The 14195-nt window shown below is 73.1% G+C and carries 12 protein-coding genes; 2 read left to right on the top strand and 10 right to left on the bottom strand.

What is annotated here, in order from left to right; genetic code table 11:
* Nucleotides 1-77: 77 nt before the first annotated feature.
* The 7 genes from cobT to ACIGXO_RS27795 form a co-directional block, all read right to left on the bottom strand.
* Nucleotides 78-4193 (bottom strand): nicotinate-nucleotide--dimethylbenzimidazole phosphoribosyltransferase, encoded by a 4116-nt coding sequence (cobT, locus tag ACIGXO_RS27765; protein ID WP_399792205.1) that lies wholly within the window; start codon nt 4191-4193, stop codon nt 78-80.
* Between the two features lie 239 nt (nt 4194-4432).
* Entirely contained in the window at nt 4433-5653 is a 1221-nt protein-coding gene (gene cbiE / locus ACIGXO_RS27770; RefSeq protein ID WP_399792207.1) for a precorrin-6y C5,15-methyltransferase (decarboxylating) subunit CbiE, read from the bottom strand.
* A 139-nt stretch (nt 5654-5792) separates the two neighbouring features.
* On the bottom strand, nt 5793-6428 hold the full coding sequence (locus ACIGXO_RS27775; RefSeq protein WP_399792209.1) for a GNAT family N-acetyltransferase: 636 nt from the start codon (nt 6426-6428) through the stop codon (nt 5793-5795).
* A gap of 201 nt (nt 6429-6629) precedes the next feature.
* Nucleotides 6630-7481, bottom strand: a complete 852-nt coding sequence (locus tag ACIGXO_RS27780) for a MetQ/NlpA family ABC transporter substrate-binding protein (RefSeq protein WP_399792211.1) — start codon at nt 7479-7481, stop codon at nt 6630-6632.
* A gap of 64 nt (nt 7482-7545) precedes the next feature.
* A complete protein-coding gene (locus ACIGXO_RS27785; RefSeq protein ID WP_399792213.1) occupies nt 7546-8322 on the bottom strand; it encodes a methionine ABC transporter permease in 777 nt (258 codons plus the stop codon).
* A complete protein-coding gene (locus ACIGXO_RS27790; RefSeq protein WP_399792215.1) occupies nt 8319-9389 on the bottom strand; it encodes a methionine ABC transporter ATP-binding protein in 1071 nt (356 codons plus the stop codon). The genes ACIGXO_RS27785 and ACIGXO_RS27790 overlap by 4 nt, the downstream gene beginning before the upstream one ends.
* A 405-nt stretch (nt 9390-9794) precedes the next feature.
* The gene (locus tag ACIGXO_RS27795; protein WP_399792217.1) at nt 9795-10436 is read right to left on the bottom strand and encodes an HAD-IA family hydrolase; all 642 of its coding nucleotides are present in this window, start codon (nt 10434-10436) and stop codon (nt 9795-9797) included.
* 138 nt (nt 10437-10574) lie between these two features.
* Between ACIGXO_RS27795 and ACIGXO_RS27800 the strand changes: the two genes are divergently transcribed.
* Nucleotides 10575-10943, top strand: coding sequence for a hypothetical protein (locus ACIGXO_RS27800; protein WP_399792219.1), 369 nt, complete (start codon nt 10575-10577; stop codon nt 10941-10943).
* Nucleotides 10936-11370 carry a hypothetical protein gene (locus ACIGXO_RS27805; protein ID WP_399792221.1) on the top strand — a complete coding sequence of 145 codons (435 nt, stop codon included), beginning with the start codon at nt 10936-10938 and terminating at the stop codon, nt 11368-11370. The genes ACIGXO_RS27800 and ACIGXO_RS27805 overlap by 8 nt, the downstream gene beginning before the upstream one ends.
* A gap of 75 nt (nt 11371-11445) precedes the next feature.
* Here the strand turns inward: ACIGXO_RS27805 and ACIGXO_RS27810 are convergent, their stop codons facing one another.
* The 3 genes from ACIGXO_RS27810 to ACIGXO_RS27820 form a co-directional block, all read right to left on the bottom strand.
* Complete coding sequence (locus ACIGXO_RS27810) at nt 11446-11949, bottom strand: GNAT family N-acetyltransferase (RefSeq protein WP_399792223.1); 504 nt, start codon at nt 11947-11949, stop codon at nt 11446-11448.
* A 122-nt stretch (nt 11950-12071) separates the two neighbouring features.
* Nucleotides 12072-12605, bottom strand: a complete 534-nt coding sequence (locus ACIGXO_RS27815) for an RNA polymerase sigma factor (protein ID WP_399792225.1) — start codon at nt 12603-12605, stop codon at nt 12072-12074.
* 157 nt (nt 12606-12762) lie between these two features.
* The gene (locus ACIGXO_RS27820; protein WP_399792227.1) at nt 12763-13914 is read right to left on the bottom strand and encodes a glycerophosphodiester phosphodiesterase; all 1152 of its coding nucleotides are present in this window, start codon (nt 13912-13914) and stop codon (nt 12763-12765) included.
* Between the last annotated feature and the right edge of the window lie 281 nt (nt 13915-14195).

Raw genomic sequence — 14195 nt, forward strand, 5'->3', positions numbered from 1 at the left:
CCACGCGTCCCGGCCCACAGCCTATTTGGCTGCGGGCCGGCGGTCATGCGCGGGCGGGCCGTACGGCCCGGGCGGGGTCAGCCCTTCTCGGTGACTCCGGCGGAGTCGAACGTGGCCACCTCGTGCATCGCGCGGGCCGCGCTCTGCACGATCGGGAGGGCGAGCAGCGCGCCCGTGCCCTCGCCGAGGCGCAGGTCGAGGTCGACCAGCGGGCGCAGGCCCAGCTTGTTCAGGGCCGCGACGTGGCCGGGCTCGGCGCTGCGGTGGCCGGCGATGCAGGCGGCCAGCGCCTCGGGGGCGATGGCCCGGGCCACCAGGGCCGCGGCGCCGGTGCTGACGCCGTCCAGGATCACCGGCGTACGCAGCGAGGCACCGCCGAGGATCAGGCCGACCAGCGCGGCGTGCTCCAGGCCGCCGACCGCCGCAAGGACGCCGATCGGGTCGGCCGGGTCCGGCTTGTGCAGCTCCAGGGCGCGGCGGACGACATCGACCTTGCGGGCATGCGTCTCGTCGTTGATGCCCGTACCGCGACCGGTGACCTCGGCCGGGTCGGTCTCCGAGTACACGGAGATCAGGGCCGCCGAAGCGGTGGTGTTCGCGATCCCCATCTCGCCCGTGAGGAGCGCCTTGTTCCCGGCCGACACCAGGTCGCGGGCGGTCTCGATGCCGACCTCGATCGCCTTGAGGACCTCGTCGCGGGACATCGCGGGCCCGGCGGTCATGTCGTCCGTACCGGCGCGTACGTTGCGGGGCAGCAGCCCGGGCATGGCCGGCAGCTCGGACTTCACGCCGACGTCCACGACGCAGACCTCCGCGCCGACCTGGTTCGCGAAGGCGTTGCAGACCGCGCCGCCGCCGAGGAAGTTCCCGACCATCTGGCCGGTGACCTCCTGGGGCCAGGGGGTGACGCCCTGCGCGTGCACGCCGTGGTCGCCCGCGAAGATCGCCACCGCGGCGGGCTCCGGGACGGGCGGCGGGCACTTCCGCGACAGGCCGCACAGCTGCGCCGAGATGATCTCGAGCATGCCGAGCGCGCCGGCCGGCTTGGTCATCCGCTTCTGCCGCTCCCACGCGTCGCCGAGCGCCTTGGCGTCCAGCGGGCGGATGCCCTGCAGCGTCTCCTGGAGCAGGTCGTGCGGCTCGGCGCCGGGCAGCGCGCGCCGTCCGTACGTCTCCTCGTGCACGACCCAGGACAGGGGGCGGCGCTTGGACCACCCGGCCTGCATCAGCTCGGGCTCCTCGGGGAACTCGTCGACGTACCCCACGCAGAGGTACGCGACGATCTCCAGGTGCTCGGGCAGGCCCAGCTCGCGGACCATCTCGCGCTCGTCGAAGAAGCTGACCCAGCCGACGCCGAGGCCCTCGGCGCGGGCGGCGAGCCAGAGGTTCTCGACGGCGAGCGCGGAGCTGTACGGGGCCATCTGCGGCTGGGTGTACCGGCCGAGCGTGTGGCGGCCGCCGCGGGTGGGGTCGGCCGTGACGACGATGTTGACCGGCGTGTCGAGGATCGCCTCGATCTTCAGCTCGCGGAACTGCTTCGCGCGCGCCTTGGGCAGCGACTTCGCGTACGCGTCGCGCTGCTGCATCGCCAGCTCGTGCATCCGCTCGCGGGTCTCGGCGGAGCGGATGACGACGAAGTCCCAGGGCTGGGAGTGGCCGACGCTGGGCGCGGTGTGCGCCGCCTCCAGGACGCGCAGCAGCACGTCGTTCGGGATCGGGTCGTTCCGGAAGCCGTTACGGATGTCCCGCCGCTCCCGCATGACGCGGTGTACAGCGGCGCGCTCCTCCTCCGCGTAACCGGCGGCGGGGTCGGCGGGGCGGGGGGCGACGTCGGCTTCGGGAGCGGCCTCGGCCTCGGGCGCGGCTTCGGCCTCCGCCTCGGGGGCGGGGGTGGTCTCGGCTTCGGGGGCTGCTTCGGCGGCCGCTTCAGGGGTCGCTTCCGGGGCAAGGTCCGCTTCCGGGGCGGCCTCTTCGGCCTCGGGCTCGGTCTCGGCCTCGGGCTCGGTCTCGGCCTCGGGCGCCGGCTCGGCTTCGAGGGCCGGGGCGGGCTCCGCCTCGGGCTCTGCCTCAGGCGCGGCCTCGGTGGCGGGCTCCTCGGCCTCGGGGGCCGGGGCCTGCTCGGCTTCGGCGGCGGTCTCCGGGGCAGGGGTGGACTCGGCCTCGGGCGCCGGCTCGGCCTCGGGGGCCGGGGCGGACTCCGTCTCCACTACCGGGGCGGGCTCGGCTTCCGGTACGGGGGCGGGCTCGGCTGTCTGGGCGGCTTCGGCGGGCTCCTCCGCGGGCGCGGTGCCGTCCTCGGCCTGGGCCTCGCTGCCGGCCTCGGGGGCGTCGGGGGCCTCAGGGGCGTCGGCGACCGGCGCGGCCTCTTCCGTCTCGCTCGTGACAGCGGGTTCCTCGGCGACGGCGTCGGGCGCCGTCTCCGCCTCGGGCGCGGCCTCGGGCGCGGCGACCTCGGGAGCCGCGTCCGCGGCAGACTCGGCGGCCTCGGGAGCCGCGTCCGCGACGGGCTCGGCCTCCGCGGGAGCCGCCTCCGCGACGGGCGCCTCCTCGGGCTGCGCGGCTGCCTCGGCCTCCGGTGCGGCCGCCGCCTCGGGCGCGGCGTCGTCCGCGAAGGCGGCGTCGATCGCGGCCTTCGTCCTGGCCGCCGACCGCGCTCCCCGGGCCCGCGGCACCTTCACCTCAGCGGGCTCAGCCGTCTCAGCAGACTCATCGGGCTCGGTGGTCTCGACAGTCGCTGCGGACTCCGCACCCTCAACGGCCTCGGCAGCCACAGGACCACCGTCGGCGCTCTCCGCGCCCTCCGCGGCCTCGTCACCCAGCTGCACCAGCTCGGCGGCGTCCTGCGCCTCGGCGGACGCGGCGGCCCGGTCCGGCTGTGCCTCGGCGACGGGCGCCTCGGGCTCGGCCACGGCCTGCTCTTCGTTGTGCACGTGTTCCTCTGCTACGGGCTCCGCAGCGGGCTGCTCCGCACCGGCCGGTACGGCCTCGGCGGGGCCCTGCTCGCCCTCGGTGATGTTCTGCTGTGCGTCGGCGACGGCGCCGGCCTCCGCGTCGGCGGCGGGCTCGGCGGCGGCCTCGGCAGCCGGCTTGGGTGCGTCGTGCCCCGCGGCGGTCTCCGTCTCGGCCTGCGCCGCGACACCGTGCTCGACGGGCTCCTGCTCGCCCGGCGCCGCGGCCTCCGCAGGCGCCTGCTCCGCGGCCTCCACGAACTGCGGTCCGCTCTCGGCCGCCACGTCCGCCACAGCCGCACCGGCGGCCTCGGTCGCAACGGCCTCAGCACCAGCCGCAGCCGCACCAGCCTCAGTACCGGCCTCAGCCGCACCGGCCTCGACCGCCTCGCCCACCGGCGCCGCATCCCAAGCCGGCATCTGCGCCGGAATGGCCGCGGCCACGGGCTGCTCGGGCTGCGCCGGCTCCGGCATCGGCAGCGGACCGGCCGGGGCGCCTTCCTCCGGAAGCGGCCCCGGGACGGCCTCGGGAAGCGCACCCGGCTCCTCGCGCAGTGCTTCCTCGCGCGGCGCGTCCTCCACCGGTACGTCCGCACGCGGTGCGTCCTCAGACGGCGCGTCCGCACGCGGTGCCTCGTCGCGAGGTACGTCCAAGTACTCGGGTCCAATGGTCGGCGGGCCCGCGTGCCGCGTGGGCGGCTGCGGGGTGCCGGCGGGGCCGCGGTCGGCGAGCGAGCGCACCACGCCACCGGTGTGCGCCTCCGGGACGGGCGGTCCCATGTGCAGCGGGCGGCGCGCGGGCGTGCTCTGCTGCGGGAGCGCGCCCTGGGCGCCCGGCATCGCTCCGGGCGGCGTCGCGCCCGGCTGCGGGGCGGCGGCCTGCGGCTGCGCCGTCTCCGGGCGGCCCGCGGCCTGCTCCTCGCCGTAGGTCACCGTTTCGTACGGGGTCGGGTCGTACGCCGCCACCGGGTCGTACACCGCACCCCGGCCCGGGGTGTAGTCGGCGTACGGGGCCTGCGGCTCGCCGTGCGCCTGCGGCTCGCTGCCCCAGGCGCCCTGGGCGCCCGGCATCAGCAGGTCGTCGTCCTCGGCCGGCTCGGCGGTGTCGAGGTACGCGTACGCGTCGTGCGGCTGCTGCTGGCCGGCGTCGGCAGGGGCGGGAGCGGCCGCCGGGAGCGGCCCTCCGGGATGTCCGCCTGCGTTCTCCGGCAGTCCCTCGCCCGGGACCTGGCCGGTGTCGGTCATGCGTACCCCTCGCCCATCGGTAGTGCTCCTTCCAACCGCTCGTCCGACGCGCTCGACCGCGGCACGCGCCGACCGCCCCCATAGCTAGAACGAGCGAGCGCGCCTCGCGGCACGTCCGCCCTCAAGAGCATCTTGTACGGCCAAAACCTCGGACTTTTCCGGATATTGACCCACGACTCCGATCGCGGAACGGCGGCGCAACGATCCGCCAGCCTACCTCCCGCGGGTGACCGATCCGGTCAGGGGTGATGCACGCGGTAACCGCAGACGAGGAAGACGACCGCCCGCTCCCGCTCCACCCATACGGAGGTGTCCAGCTCGACGGACTGCAGGAGCGCGCACTCGACTTCGTAGCCCCCGTCGGCCAGCGCGCGGCCGAGCGCTTCCGCTTCGTCGCGCGTCGAGGCGTGGGTGACGATGCGTTCGGGGCGGCGTGCCGCGCAGGCGGTGACCACGGCCGTGCCGCCGCCCCCGATGCGGACGACGTCCGGCTCCGGGAGGTCCTCGAGTACCTGGGGCGCGCGGCCGTGCACGACCTGGAGCTGTACGCCGTACCGGCGGCTCACCGCTGTCGTACGGGCGCAGGCGTCCTCGTCGGCGTCGACGGCGATGACGGCCGCGCCGAAGCGGGCGGCCTCCACGGCGGCGGCGCCGGAGCCGGAGCCGATGTCCCACACCAGGTCGCCGACGGCGGGCCCGAGGCGGGCGAGCTGGGCGGTGCGGAGCTGGCCGGACTCCCCCTCCGTCAGGCCGCCTCCGTACGCGCTGTCGGAGAGGCCCCAGCCGCGCGGCCCGGAGGGGTAGCCGATCTCGCGGCCGGCGAGCCAGCCGGTGCCCTGGGTGGCGGCGCTGCCGGCCGGCCCGCCCACCACGATGACGACGTTGGGGTCGCGCCATACGTGGTCGGCGGCCTTGTCCGAGGTGAGGACCGTCACCTGTTCCTGGGTGGTGCCGAGCGCCTCGCAGATGACGAAGGTGCGGTGCACGCCGCGCAGGAGGAGGGCGAGTTCGGCGGGTCCGGCGCCGGGTGAGGTGAGGACGGCGACCTTGGTGTGGGCGCGGCAGACGTTGACGGCGCGGCGCAGGTCGCGGCTGTGGGCGACGACGATCTGGGCGTCGTCCCAGGGCATGCCGGCGCGGGCGAAGGCGGCGGCGACGGAGGAGACGGCCGGTACGACCTCGACTTCGAGGCCGTGTTCGGGTGCGCGCAGGGTGCGGACGACGCCGAAGAAGCCGGGGTCGCCGTCGGCGAGTACGACGGCGGTGCCGCGGTGCTGGGCGATGCGGCGCGCGGCCAGCTCGACGCTGCCGAGCCTGATGCGTTCGGCGGCGGGCGGTACTTCCTTGAGCGCCAAGTGGTGGGCGGCACCGGCCACCAGGGTCGCCGCGCTCAGTGCGGAGCGTGCGGCGGCGGTCAGAGGCGAGCCGTCCCACCCGATCACGGTGACGCGGTCGGCCATCTGCTGAGGTCTCCTGGTCTCGTCGTGCGGGCGGTCCGTACGGCCGGTCCGTGGTGCGGGCCGTCCGTCGTGCGGGGGTGGATCAGGTGAGGGTACCCCGGGCGCCCGGCCGTGCCGCGGCGCCCTTCTGCGCCGTCCCTCAGCGCCACTCCGGATACGCGAAGCCGCCCGCGTCCTCCGTGCGGTCCGGGAGGCCGTCGAAGTCCTCGGGCAGCAGGCTCCACACGATGAGGTCGGTACGGATGTCGGTCCAGCCGCCGTCCTCGGTGCGGGAGCGGGCTATCCAGGCGTTGCGGAGCACGCCCTCGCTGATGCAGCCGAGCTTCTGGGCGACCTGCTGGGCGGCGGAGTTGTCGGCGGGCGTGCGCAGCTCCAGGCGCTCGAACTTCTGGTCGCGGAAGAGCCACTGCGCGACGGCGAGCGCGGACTCGCAGGCGTAGCCCTCGCCGCGGGCCCAGGGGGCGGTGATGTAGGAGAGTTCGGCGCCGCGTATCCGCCAGTCGGTGTGGTCGATGCGGACCGCGCCGACCAGGCGCTGGGTGAGGAATTCGGTGACGGCGAAGGCGAGTCCGCGGCCTGAGGTGCGCACGGCCGGGGCGCCGCTGGTGACCCATTCCCGGGCGTGCTCCGTGGTGTACGGGAAGGGGTGGGCGGTCCAGGCGGCGACGGCTTCGTCGTTCATCATGTCGCCGAGGGCGGGGATGTCCGTGTCGTCGAAGGGGCGCAGCACCAGACGCTCCGTGCTGATGGAGATGTCCGGAAAGGTGGATGTCATGCAGCTGCTCCCACGCCGTGGACCGTAAAGCTCCGTAAAGCTCCGCGAATACGTTCGGGCGCTCCGGCCCGTCTTGAGTGCACAAGCATGCAGCATCTGCCTGCGAATGTGCCAAGTATGACGGCCCGCATCTGCGCTGATAAGGCAGGTACGGGCCGTCGTACGGGCGGGTGGCGGGGGCGGCCGCCGTGCTGGGTGGGGTCAGCTCGCCTTGCTGAAGGAGGGCAGCACCGAGCCGTCCTTGTAGTGGGTCTCGATGTACTTCTTGACCTGGTCGGAGTTGAGCAGCTTCGCGAGCTTCTGCACGCGCGCGTCGTTCTTCTTGCTCTTGTCGACGGCGAGGAAGTTCGCGTAGGGGCTGTTCTTGGCCGACTCGATGGCCAGGGAGTCCGTCTTGGGGCTGAGCTTGGCGGCGATGGCGTAGTTGCCGTTGATGACCGCGGCGTCGTAGTCGCTCAGCTGCGGGGCCAGGAGTTCCGCCTTGGACTCCTTGATGTTCAGGCCCTTCTTGTCCTTGATGTCGTTCAGGCCGGGGACGGCGGGGGCGTCGGCCTTGAGCTCGATGGCGCCGGCCTTGTCGAGCAGCTTCAGGGCGCGGGCCTCGTTGCTGGCGTCGTTGGGCACGCCGACGGTGTCGCCGGACTTCAGCTCGGCGAGCTTGTCGAGCTTCTTGGAGTAGACGCCCATCGGCTCGACGTGGACGTTGACGACGGGCTCGATGCTGCCGTCGTTCTTCTTGTTCCAGTCGTCCAGGAATTCCTTGGTCTGGAAGTAGTTGGCGTCCAGGCTGCTGTCCTTGGTCGCCGGGTTGATCAGCTGGTAGTCGTCGAAGGTCTTGACCTGGATCTTGAGGCCCTCCTTGGGCGCCAGGTCCTTCTTGACGTACTCCAGGATCTCGGCGTGCGGGACGGAGGTGGCGCCGACGACGAGCGGGGAGCTCGCGTCGTCCTTCTTCTCCGTGTCCGGGTCCGAGGGGGCGCTGCAGGCGCCGAGGGCGAGGGTGAACGCGGCGGCGGCCGCGACGGCGCCGGTGAGCTTGACGGTGTTACGCACGAAGAGTGCCTTTCTCACAGGTGGTGTACCGCCCGGCAAAGGGTCCGGGCTCCGGGGTGGTGGCTCAGGCGGCCTCGTCCGCGGTCTCGCGGACCGCGGCCGCGTCGGTGCGGGCCTCGGGGTCCGGGGCCGCGGTGCGGGCCTTGGGCAGCTTCAGCAGGCGTACGGGGGCGGCGGCGCGGGCGCCGCGGCGGGAGAGCCGCCGGACCACCAGGTCGCCGATGAGCTGGATGACGGTCACGATCAGGATGATCAGTACCACGGTGACGAGCATGAAGCGCGTGTCGTACCGCTGCTGGCCGTAGGTGATGGCCACGCTGCCCAGGCCGCCGGCGCCGAGCGCACCGGCCATCGCGGAGTAGCTGATGATCGTGATGACGGTGTTGGTCAGGCTGGCGACCAGCGAGGGCAGCGCCTGCGGGAGCAGCACCTTGAAGACGATGGTCCAGGTGCCGCCGCCCATGGCCTGGGCGGCCTCGACGAGCCCGCCGTCCACCTCGCGCAGGGAGGTCTCCACCAGGCGCGCGAAGAAGGGGACGGCGCCGACGGCGAGCGGCACGACCGCGGCCGAGGGGCCGATGGAGGTGCCGACAACGAACCGGGTGAACGGGATGATCGCGATCATCAGGATGATGAAGGGCAGCGACCGGCCGATGTTCACGACGACGCTGACGACCTTGTTCACCACGGTGTTCTGCAGCTGTCCGCCGCGGTCGGTGAGGACCAGCAGGACGCCGAGGATCAGGCCGCCGATCACCGTGTAGACGGTGGACCACCACACCATGAAGAGGGTGTCGAGGATGCCCTCGTAGAGCACCGGCTGCATGTCGTTCCAGGTCACTTGGCGACCTCCTTGGTCAGCACGGTGGCGGGCGCGGCGGCCGGCTCGGTACGGCCGACGACGTCGACCTGGAGGCCCTGCTCGCGCAGGAAGCCGATGGGTACGACGTTGTCCTCGAAGCGGCCGGGCAGCTCGATGCGCATCCGGCCGATCTGCTTGCCGCCGACGGTGTCCATGGCGGCGCCGAGGATCGACACGTCGACGTTGTAGGTCCGCGAGAGGGTGGAGATGACCGGCTCGGTGGCCGCCTCGCCGTGGAAGGTGACGTCCACGACGGTGCGGTCGTCGGCCGTGGCCTCGCCGGTGACCGGGAACAGCTCGGTGGCCAGCTCGGAGCCGGGCGTGGCCAGCAGCTCGGAGACGGTGCCCTGCTCGACGATCCGGCCGCCCTTCATCAGGGCCGCGGAGTCGCAGATGGTCTTCACGACGTCCATCTCGTGGGTGATGAGGAGGACGGTGAGGCCCAGCTGCTGGTTGAGGTCGCGCAGCAGCTGGAGGATGGAGCGGGTGGTCTCCGGGTCCAGGGCGCTGGTGGCCTCGTCGGAGAGCAGCACCTTGGGGTCGCCGGCCAGTGCGCGGGCGATGCCGACGCGCTGCTTCTGGCCGCCGGAGAGCTGGGCGGGGTACGCCTTGGCCTTGTCGGCGAGGCCGACCAGGTCCAGCAGCTCCAGCGCCTTGCGGCGGCGCTCACGGCGGGAGACCTTCAGGATCTCCAGCGGGAACTCGATGTTGTCCTGGACGGTGCGCGAGGACAGCAGGTTGAAGTGCTGGAAGACCATGCCGATGTGGCTGCGCGCGGCACGCAGCGCGGGGTTCGCCCGCTGGCCGCGTCCGGCGAGCTCGGTGAGGTCCTGGCCGGCCACGGTGACCGTGCCGGAGGTGGGACGCTCCAGGAGGTTCACGCAGCGGATGAGCGTCGACTTGCCGGCGCCGCTCTGGCCGATGACGCCGTACACCTCGCCCTCGCGGACGTGCAGGTCGACGCCGTCCAGCGCGGTGACCTCGCGGTCGCCTGAGCGGTAGACCTTGGTGAGGCCCGTAGTGGTGATCACAGGGATATCCGTCATGGTCGAGTGCTCGGCGGCTCGTCCGCCGGGCACGGGGCATTCATTGCGGAGTGCGGCATGGGGATCGCGGAGGCACGCGGGCGGCGGGCGCCCGGCTCCGGGGTCCGGTGACGCGGGGCGGCCGGGAGTGCGTACGGAACGCGTGCGTACGGGAGGTACGGAGCGCTTCTGTACGGGTCGTCCGGCACATGGCAGCGGGTCTCGCTTCGGGGCGCGAGGCTCAGGCGGGGGCCCTCAGCGGTCACACATTCGACACAGGCAACGAGCACCGGGCGTCAGGTGCGCCTCGGTCGCGGGGATGCGGCAGCTCGTCGTGGTCATGATGGCCAGTAAACCAGACACGCGCGCGGACCGATCAAGCCAGTCCGGATTCCGGACAGGCCGGATCAGCCCGTGGACACCGGCTCAGCCGGCGGTCGTGATCTCCACGCCGTCCGCCGTGGCCTGCGCGGACACCGCCGACAGGTCGGGGACGATCACATCGGCCACCAGCTCGTCCGCGGTGGTCGTTGTGGTCAACGCCACGATCTTCGCGCCGGCCGCGCGGCCCGCCGCGACCCCGGCGGGCGCGTCCTCGAAGACGGCGCAGCGGGCCGGGTCGGCGCCCAGGTGCCGGGCGGCGAGCAGGAACGGCTCGGGGTCGGGCTTGCCGCGGGTGATGTCGTCCGCGGTGATCAGGTGCTTCGGGCGGATGCCGACGGCCGCGAGGCGGGCCTCGGCGAGCCTGCGGGTGGCGGAGGTGACCACGGCCCAGCGGTCGGCCGGGAGGGAGTCCAGCAGCTCACGGGTGCCGGGCAGCAGCACCACGCCGTCGACGTCCTGCGTCTCCAGCTCCTCGATGCGGGCCAGCGCCTCGGGGACCCGGTCGGCGGGCAGCAGGTCCGCGACGATGTCGGCGGCGGGCCGGCCGTGCAGCTCGACCCGGGCGAATTCCTCGGTGACGCCGTACTCCTCGGCCCACCGCGACCAGCAGCGGTGCACCGAGTCCATGGAGGAGACGAGCGTGCCGTCGTTGTCGAACAGGAGGGCGTCAACCGAGAGCTTCATGGTCGCCGAGCGTACGGGGTGCGCGGGCGCGGCCGCCGGGCCGGGGCCGCGCGCGGGCGGGCCGCGGGCGCCGATTAAAGTCGGGGACATGCCCCACAGCCCCACTGCGCGCAGCCGCGCCGCCGCGCGGAGGTCCCGGTGATCGACGCGCTGACGGTCGCGGTCGGCGTGACCGCCCTCGTACTGGCCGCCTGGTGCGGCTTCGCGGCGTACCGCGACGAACCGACCAAGGACTGGCACTTCATCGGGATGGCGATCGTCTCGCTGCTCGCGCTCGTGCAGCTGGTGGTCGGCATCGTGAAGCTGGCGGGCGGCGAGAAGCCCGACGACGGTACGGCGATCTTTCTCGCCTATCTGATCGGCGCCGCCGCGTGCGTGCCCGCCGCCGGGTTCCTGTCGCTGTCGGAGCGGACCCGCTGGGGTTCGGTGACCGTCGCGGCGGGCGCCGTGGTGCTGGCCGTGCTGGAGGTACGGCTGTACGACATCTGGGGAGGCGGCCATGGCTGAGCCCGCGACGACCACCGAGCAGCCCGGGGGCGGCCGCCTTTCGCTGGGCTCGGGCCCCGGCCGGCTGCTGGTCTGGCTGTACGGCGTCTTCACCGTCGGCGCCGGCTCGCGCGCCGTGTACCAGCTGATCGCCCAGTACGACCGGGCGCCGCTGTCGTACATCCTGTCCGCGGTCTCCGCCGTGGTGTACGCCGTCATCCTCTTCTCGCTGGTCCGCGGCGGGGAGAAGGCGCGCAGGGCGGGGCTGGTCTGCTGCTGCCTGGAGCTGCTGGGCGTGCTCGGCGTCGGCACCTGGACGCTGCTGGAGCCGTCCGCGTTCCCCGACTCCACGGTCTGGTCGGGGTTCGGCTACGGCTATCTCTTCATCCCGGTCTTCCTGCCGGTCACCGGGCTGCTCTGGCTGCGCCGCGGCCGTCGCGCCGGCTGAACCCATTTCGCTCACGGCCGCGGGCCCCGTACGTGCGGATGCACGTGCGGGGCCCGCGGCACAGGAAGGGAAGGCTCAGGCGCTCGCGACGTACTTCTGCGCCGTCGCGTCCTTCTCCAGCGTGATCAGGCTGAGCCGGCGGCTGACCTCTTCGGTGCCGACCTGGGCGTAGCCGCGGCTGCGGTACAGCCGGAGGTTGCCCTCGCTGCGGTGGCCGGTCAGCAGCCGGAAGCGGGTGACCGCGTGCTCGGCGGTCAGCCGCTCCTCGACGGCGGCCAGCAGCCGGCTGCCGAGCCCGTGCCGCTGCATCCGCGGATGCACGATCAGCTTGTCGATGCTGCCCACGCCGTCGGCGTCGACCGCACCGCGCACGGAGCCGACGACCTCGTCGCCGAGGCGGGCGACCACCACGCATCCGTCGCGCATCTCGGCGCGCAACTCATCGAACGTCTGCGTGAGCGGCTCGATCGAGTAGTCGTCGTACAGCGCGGCCTCGGACTGGTAGCACAGGTACTGCAGCTTGAGGATCTGCTCGGCGTCCCTGTCGGTCGCCGCAGAGATGGTCACGCTCATGCCCATGCGTGCTGGCCTCCCCTTTTCGGTTCGGTGAGCCCGGGCGCCATGAGGGTGTGGTGCGGCGCCCGGACGGATCTGCCCTGACTTGATGGCACCACGGGATGCGCGGCGCCGCCATGGCGGGGTCATCGCTCCTTTCCCCGGAGTTCAGGAAGCCCAACCTCCGCCGTCAGCATTCTGCGCAGACATGCCAGACAACGGGAACGGAGCGGCCCCATGCTCCCCTGTGACATTCCCAACTCAGATGAGACATCACGGTAGGTCGGATCGCCGCCGGACAACAGAGCGCGTACCAACTCCGGGCAGCGGCCCGGGAGTTCGTCGGCGACGGCGAGCAGCGCGCGGCGCCGCTCGGCATCGAGGGCGAGCGGCTCGGCGACGGCGCCGACGCGCGGCTGGGTGCCGGTGGGGTCGTACGGGATCTCGCGGCGGGACCGCCGCAGGGCGCCGCGCACCTCGTCGCGTACCGCCCGGCGCAGCCAGCGCCCGGGCTCGGCCGGCGGACCGGCCATTCGGGTGTACCGGAGCAGCCGCGCCCACACGCCCTGCTCGATGTCCTCGGGCTCGGCCCCGGCGGCGGGCGCCTCGGCCGCCGCCTCGGCGGCGAGGAGCGGGCGCAGCGCGGCGATCAGTTCACGGTCACGGTCGCGGTCCGTCATGTCCGCGCTGACAGCGCCGGGCAGGCCCGCGGTTTCGGTGTGTCAACGCGGTCCTGCGCGCGGGGAAGCACTGCGCCGGGCGGGCGACGCGCGGGCCGGGGTCACCACCCCGCGCCCGCCGTCGCCCCACCGGTACAGCCGCCGGTACAGCCGTCGGTCAGCTCTTGCGGAACTCCGCGGCCGCCAGCAGCGCGGTGTCCGGGTTGTCGGAGAACAGCCCGTCGATGCCGGTGGCGAAGAGCGCCTTGAAGAAGGCGAGGGAGTCGCCGTACGCGGCCGGGTCGCTGCCCTTGCGCAGGTCGACCGGGAGGAAGGTGTTCTCGTTGCGGACGGTGTAGGGGTGCAGGACCAGGCCCGCGTCGTGCGCGTCCTTGACCACCGAGGAGGGCGTGCCGAGCTTGCCGTCGGCGGTGCGCGGGATGATCACGGTGAGGTCCGGGCCGATGCCCTGCGCGAAGGAGGCGATCCAGCGCAGCCCCTCGGGCTTGACCAGGTCGGCGACGGTGCGCTTGTCGCCCGCCTCCTTGAAGTCCCACGGCTGGCTGCTGAGCGTGCTGAGCAGGACGACCTTGGGGCACTCCAGGCCCAGCTTGCCGAGCCGCTCGATGCTGCTCGGCTCGAAGGACTGCAGGAAGTTCGGGGAGCCCTTCTTGTGCCGGCCGTACTGGCGCAGCAGCCTGGCGAGCCGCTCCTCCAGGCCGAGGCCCAGCTTGCGGAAGTAGGTGGGGTGCTTGGTCTCGATGTGCAGCCAGATGCGGCGGCCGCGCCTGCGGCCCTCGCGCTCGGCCCACTGCAGCACCTCCTCGAACTCCGGCACCTGCCAGCGGCCGTCGTAGAGGGTGTTGTGCTGCCGGGTCTGCGGGATGCGCTCCTTGGCGCGCAGCGTCTTCAGCTCGGCGAGCGTGAAGTCCTCGGTGAACCAGCCGGTGAGCTTCACGCCGTCCACCGTCTTCGTCGTCCTGCGGCCCGCGAACTCCGGGTGGTCGGCGACGTCGGTGGTGGCGGTGATGTCGTTCTCGTGCCGGCAGACCAGGCGGCCGTCCTTGGTGGGGACGAGGTCCTGCTCGATGACGTCGGCGCCCATGTCCAGGGCGAGCTGGTAGGAGCCGAAGGTGTGCTCGGGGCGGTAGCCGCTCGCGCCGCGGTGGCCGACGACCAGCGGAACGGGCAGTTCACCGCCGCCGTGGCCGCCCTGTACGCGCCCGGCCGCGACGGCCGTACCGGCCCCGCCGCCCAGCACCGCCGCTCCGGCGCCGAGCGCCGCCGCGCTCAGTACGGTCCGCCGCCCGGGTCGCTGCGCCTTGTCCATGTGTCCCCGATTCCTCACGCTTCTCTTTGATGTGCCGCACCTGCCGGTGCCGGGCTGATCGTAGGCCCGTACAGCTTTCCGGTGGGAGACATCCGACCGAACACGCGGGTGAACGCGCGTGACGTATGGGTGGTCCGCGGCGATCCCTTCCGGCCACTTGCGAACGTCCGTACGCATCATCCGTCCCGCAGGCTGCGTAGACGGGGACCCTGCGTTCTTCGCATGACGGCCCGGTTAACCACCCGTGACGCAGCGGAAGGGGCTGTCAACTCTGCGTATCG

This window comes from Streptomyces sp. NPDC053542 (genome assembly GCF_044544685.1).
Taxonomy (GTDB): Bacteria; Actinomycetota; Actinomycetes; order Streptomycetales; family Streptomycetaceae; genus Streptomyces.